The organism is Microcystis sp. M113S1 (genome assembly GCF_020246945.1).
Classification (GTDB): Bacteria; Cyanobacteriota; Cyanobacteriia; order Cyanobacteriales; family Microcystaceae; genus Microcystis.
On the sequence record NZ_JADBSA010000230.1, the window covers coordinates 1 to 5,513 of the forward strand.

Annotated in this window: 4 protein-coding genes and 1 pseudogene; 3 read left to right on the plus strand and 2 right to left on the minus strand. The window is 42.4% G+C overall.

Annotation, left to right across the window (positions count from 1 at the left end):
- Positions 1-180, plus strand: a 180-nt coding sequence (locus IM319_RS11550) for a hypothetical protein (RefSeq protein ID WP_287735699.1), incomplete at its 5' end; no start/stop codon positions are given.
- A gap of 70 nt (positions 181-250) precedes the next feature.
- Here IM319_RS11550 and IM319_RS11555 read toward each other — a convergent pair.
- Positions 251-703, minus strand: coding sequence for a hypothetical protein (locus tag IM319_RS11555; protein ID WP_287684310.1), 453 nt, complete (start codon positions 701-703; stop codon positions 251-253).
- 232 nt (positions 704-935) lie between these two features.
- Here IM319_RS11555 and IM319_RS11560 point away from each other — a divergent pair, with 232 nt between their 5' ends.
- Both IM319_RS11560 and IM319_RS11565 read left to right on the plus strand, forming a co-directional pair.
- Positions 936-1,799 carry an alpha/beta fold hydrolase gene (locus IM319_RS11560; protein WP_287078283.1) on the plus strand — a complete coding sequence of 288 codons (864 nt, stop codon included), beginning with the start codon at positions 936-938 and terminating at the stop codon, positions 1,797-1,799.
- 121 nt (positions 1,800-1,920) lie between these two features.
- A pseudogene (locus IM319_RS11565) lies at positions 1,921-2,486 on the plus strand (RNA-guided endonuclease InsQ/TnpB family protein); the annotation flags it as partial.
- 279 nt (positions 2,487-2,765) lie between these two features.
- Here the strand turns inward: IM319_RS11565 and IM319_RS11570 are convergent.
- Positions 2,766-4,730 carry a flavin-dependent dehydrogenase gene (locus IM319_RS11570; RefSeq protein ID WP_287735700.1) on the minus strand — a complete coding sequence of 655 codons (1,965 nt, stop codon included), beginning with the start codon at positions 4,728-4,730 and terminating at the stop codon, positions 2,766-2,768.
- Positions 4,731-5,513 lie beyond the last annotated feature (783 nt).

The window sequence follows — 5,513 nt, forward strand, 5'->3', positions numbered from 1 at the left end:
GGCATACCGGAACCTTCGATGCTCGATCCAATAAACGCTTGGGGAGAGAATACCTCTACTTTTTCAGAAGCAATTCTGTCTTTCGCAAGTAATCTCTGTGAACCAAGAATCCCCGTCTCTTTAGAGCGGGGAGTGTCAAATCATCCAAATTATTTATCGGGAAGATCCATTAGAAAATAACCATAAAAATGCTTGGGAGCCGTAAACTTAATTAACAATCGAGGTGGCTCCATAACAGCTTAAGCTAGAGCTAGTAAATATAAATAGCACCCTGTTGATTGATGTTAAAGGTAGTATAACCGGGGGTACTCCCCGGAACTTTGGTGACAGTAATCGTGACTAAATTATCATCATTGACCTCTACGGCATAGATTAAACTAGAAGAATGGCGATCTGCGGCGGCATTAGCTCGATTAATCAGAATATATGCCGGAATTACCAAACCTCTTAGGGTTGTCTCCGTACCTGGAGATAATAATTGGGGAGAGGAATTAATATTGGCCGATAGGTCATAATTGAGGTCAATATCGGTTTGATTGATGATTTTAATCTCCACGGGACGACTCATATTCACCCTAGCAACAGGCTGCCAAGGACCTGGTTGAAAGGTGGTAGCGGGGGGATTTTGAGCGGGTAAAGAGGGGGGAAAAGCTAATCCCAGACTGAAGACGAGGGAAAGAGTTAAAAAGCGATCGCATTTCATAGATGAATCCTGGTCTAGGGTTTTCATCCTATTTTAGGGGGGTATCTCCAGTGTTTTATACTTTAAGTAGAAGCTTTTGAAATTGTCTATAGCAGTGAGTCAACAGCTGTCAGGGGAATATCCGAAGCTTCCCTGATTTTGCTCTATAAACAAGGCTAAATACATCTATTTTTCCCTAGAAGTTTCCCTAGTAACCCCTATCAACGGTTTAATTTAGGTTGAGATTGATTATATGCCTACCATCGACATATCGGGAGTATCCCACAGTTACGAGTTATTTTCGCCCCGAGCGGATAAACCGGTTTTAGTCTTTATACACGGTTGGCTGCTGAGTCGTCACTACTGGCAGCCTTTGGTAGATATTCTCTCCCCGGATTATCCCTGTCTAGTCTATGATCTCCGGGGCTTTGGCGACTCCCAAAAAATCACCTCTAACAGTCCTCCTAGCAGTTATAACCTTGAATCCTACTCCCAAGACGTTATTACCCTTCTTAACCGCTTAAACCTCGATGCTGCTTGGTTAGTTGGTCATTCCCTCGGTGGTAGTGTTGCTTTGTGGGCCGCGGATAGCTGTCCTGAACGGATTAAAGGGGTAATCTGTATGAATGCCGGCGGTGGCATCTATCTAAAGGAGGAATTTGAGCGATTTCGGGAAGCCGGAAGACAGATTTTACAGAGAAGACCGTCTTGGTTGCCTGGTGTTCCCTTGATTGATGTTTTATTCTCGCGGATGATGGTCAAGCAAACCCTAGGTAAAAAATGGGGCAAACAGCGCGTGATTGATTTTGTCCGGGCCGATTACCAAGCAGCCCTAGGGTCACTTTTGGAAACCACCACTATCAGCGAAGTTCATCTTTTACCCCAGATTGTCTCCCGTCTCCCGCAACCGGTCTATTTTCTGGCGGGGAAAGAGGATACGATTATGGAAGTTAAGTACGTTAACCATCTGGCCAGTTTTCATCCTTTGTTTGAAACTGGCAGCAACGTCATTGAGTTATCCGATTGTGGTCATTTTGCCATGCTGGAACAAACAGCAGAGGTAGCCCAAAAGATGATGGCTATTTTAACTGAATGTCAGCAGAAGTCCCTCGCTTGAGTGCGATGGCACGGGGCTTTTAAAGGGGCGAAGTAATTCGCCCCACACCCCCTCATGAATGCTGACTTTGTATCTAAACAATTCCTCAAAAACTATGTTATCATAATTATAGTTTCTTGATAACTCTTATGTACAAAGCGTACAAATTCAGACTTATTTAGTTGATGATGGATCAGAGTTGCCCAGTCAGTCATCGGACGGTAAAGCAATAGGAATCGATTTAGGACTTAATCATTTTGCTATTAACAGTAATGGCAGTAAATATGATAATCCTAGACATTTTGCTAAACATCAACGTAATCTAAAATGCAAACAACAAAAACTTTCTCGTAAAAAGAAAGGAAGTAACAACCGTCAAAAGGCTAGAGATAAAGTAGCTAAAGTTCACTCTAAAATCTCAAGATGTCGTGAGGATTTTCTCCACAAGCTATCCCGTAAGATAGTTAACGAAAACCAAGTTATTGCGGTAGAAAACCTCAATGTTAAAGCCATGGTACCCAATCATAATTTAGCTAAGGCTATTAGTGATTGTAGTTGGGGAATGTTTTGTACAATGCTCAAATACAAGGCAGAATGGCAAGGAAAAACCTATATTGAAGTCGTTAGGAAAAGCGCGATACTGCCTATAGAGGGGATGTCAGACCAAAAGCTGGGTGTAAGTCCGTCTTGAGGAACCCTCCCCCGTGAAATAGGAAGCTCTCAACGACCTTGAGAGTAGTTCACATCAGCATCGCAGTTAGAACCTGTAGGTAAGCGCATTCTTTAACTTTTCCAACAGTTTCTTAACTCCACAAACAGTGAACTAATACTAAATCCGTTGAGTATAGGCTACTTATGAAGACAGGCAAAAGACACTCATGCAAAAGGCAAAAGTGGGAATAAATAATCAGTCTTTAATAACTGGATTTAGTATAAAAACTCAAATCTGATCCCCGATAGCTCTCTCGGAGTCTCGGAGTCTCCTATTTAATTTCTTAGGCCATAATTAAAACTCAATAACTTTAACCATAGGCGAGGATTGTCTTTTTCTAGCCAGCTTTGGGAGTTTTTTAACCATTGGGGAAACCAGGAACCAAAAAGCAGATTTTTGACTCCATCAAGGCTAAAATCGAGATAGGAACCCAACCAACGAATTAAATCCTGACTGCCAGCCATTTCTGCTATCCATAACAGTAAAGCGGGGTTTTTTCTGGCCGCTTTAATTGCTAAACGGCTAAAGGTCAACCAATCAGTTTTATCCTTAATAAAAGTTTCAGAAACCTCCGGCGGTTCGTCGGCCAATAAACCGAAAAATGTGTTTAACATGGCGTTAATTCTTTGGGGGGGTAAGGTTTTTCCCGTGGGAACCATCATTCCTTTAGAAAATAACCAAGTTACCGCCACATTACTTTGATAGGCACGCACATTTTCTAGGTCTTTAGCTGTTAGTAAATCGTGTTTCAATGCCGTATCCAAAAGATGGGTTAAGCGCTCTAAATTACGCACCAAAGAACCGAACCCAGTAAAAATTAACGGTGATTGCAGGGAGGCAGCATCACCGATGGCTAAAATGCGATCAAAGGAGACAATTCGATCTTTTTTCCCTGTGCTAAAATGCCCCGGTATATAACCAAAGGTTGGTTTTTTCCAAGTTAATTTTTCTGGATCACACTGTCGATATTCTGGCAAAATAGTAAAGAAATCTTCGTACATTTCCAACAGAGAACCGGGGTTATCGGGATGGACTTGATGATAGTGAAATAGATAAAAGGTTAATTCTTTTCCTTCCCCCGGAAATAATTCCCAAATTAATTGCCTACCTTTAGAAATATCGCCATGGGAATTTAAGACATCGCCATAGTGAGAATCCCACACCAGCGGCTCGAATCCTTCTACTACTGCCCCCACCGTCGGACAGACACTATCAAAGGCACGCACTCCGTTTAATTGCCAGGCAATGGCAGAAGCGGAACCCATAGCATCAATCAATAAACGGCCTTTTATCTGTTGAATTTCTCCACCATGATTAAGGGTGACAGTAACACTATTGGCAGTAATATCAGCCTTAATAAATTCGGTTTGATCGAGAATTTTACCGCCATAATCCTGTATTTTTTTACCGCAGGATTGCAGCAATTTATCGGAATTAATGGCGATATTTAAAACCGTGGGAGTATGGAGAATTTCGGCTTTCAGATGGGGGGGATTATTGCCATCAAAAAACTTATTAAAGCCATCGATGTATTCTTGGAAGATTAATTCCTCGAATTCTTCGGCAGTAAATAGGCCTAAATTAATTAAACTTTGAAACTCCGATCGAGAGATATTCCATTCCCGATTCATCCGTCCGAAAGGTAGTCTTTCTACTAAGAGGACTCGATAACCTAATTTGGCCATCTGTGCCGCATGAATTGCCCCCAAGGCACCACCAATATAAATTAAGTCATAGGCGATGGGATGATCATTTTCCTCGCTGCTAGAGAAAATTACCGGCCGCGGTTGTTGGGGATTTTTGGCACTGTCGCGCCAACGTTTTTCCCACCAATACAAACGTTCTAAATCCGCCTCCCCTTGCGGCATTTTGCGGAAGTAGTGAACCGTTAGGGGATAGTCCGCTTCTAAATCTGTAAAAATTGAGTGATTTTTTTGATCGATGTTTGGTATCGTGTGATACTGCGGCGGAAAACGCTTTTGTAAAGCTCGATCGAGCTGGCGAATCAGGGATGTTTCTCGGTCATGTGATCGCTCACCCCAGCGGAAAACTTTTAAATAAGTAGTCCGTTGCAGCGTCCAGACAAAGATCGACAATTCGATCGCCTCCGATAAGCGCAATCTCACGCCGTTAGGTGTATTTGTCTTGACACCGCTAGCGGGTTGCCAATCGGATTGTAACCACTGATAAACGGCGATCGAGTCGGGAGTCGGAATTTCTCTGTAAAGGATTTCTCTCATCTTGATTTAGCTATTACACCCAAAAATACCCAAAAGTACCAAGTCAAAAATGGTCTGATTACGCTAGACTACACAAAAAGTTTTCTGAAAAAAGTTTAAAAAACTTTACCTAAAATGTCGGCTTGAAGGAACTCTCGGTTTCACCTCGGAGATGAAAGGTTCCGCCAGCATAGAACAGCGAAGCACAGCTAAAAAGTAAGTGTCTAGTCTCCTAAAAAAATCTCGAATAACTTCTTCTTTTAAGGGTCTTGACCTACTCATGAAAATTAGCTACTGTATAAGTATAGCGGATAGGGTAATCAACCGCTCTAAAAACCCAGTAGTCTAATGACTAACTCTGTACCTTGACAATCAAAGATCAGGGGTTCTACCTAATTGTTCTAGTTTCTACCTGTAGGTAGGTAAAATCTTGGCAGGAACTAGACAACACAGTATTTGAAGCTAATACTTCAATTCAAGCAAATTTTGTAGAAGTACAACTATCGTGGGGCGCACGAAAAGTAACGCTTGGGGAAAGAACCACCTCTGTTTTAGATAACGCAAGGAATCTAAAGTAAGTGGACTTGTTGAACCAAGAATCCCTCGCCTGAGCGCTTCGGGGAGCGTCAAATACCTAGATTAATACACAGCCAGCCCCATCTGATTTTGACATCCTCACCGCCGTAAACGGACGGTGATTCCCAAACCTCACGATTTAGGTTTCTGCTTCTTTCCCTTGCGGGGTTCCGCACCTGCCTTAACAGATTTACTCTGTTCTGGTCTTATGGTCGCTCTACAGACTGA

Excerpts from the sequence above, each read along its gene's own strand:
- IM319_RS11560 (WP_287078283.1), top strand. The coding sequence starts at position 936 with ATGCCTACCATCGACATATCGGGAGTATCCCACAGTTACGAGTTATTT.
- IM319_RS11555 (WP_287684310.1), bottom strand. The coding sequence starts at position 703 with ATGAAATGCGATCGCTTTTTAACTCTTTCCCTCGTCTTCAGTCTGGGA.
- IM319_RS11570 (WP_287735700.1), bottom strand. The coding sequence starts at position 4,730 with ATGAGAGAAATCCTTTACAGAGAAATTCCGACTCCCGACTCGATCGCC.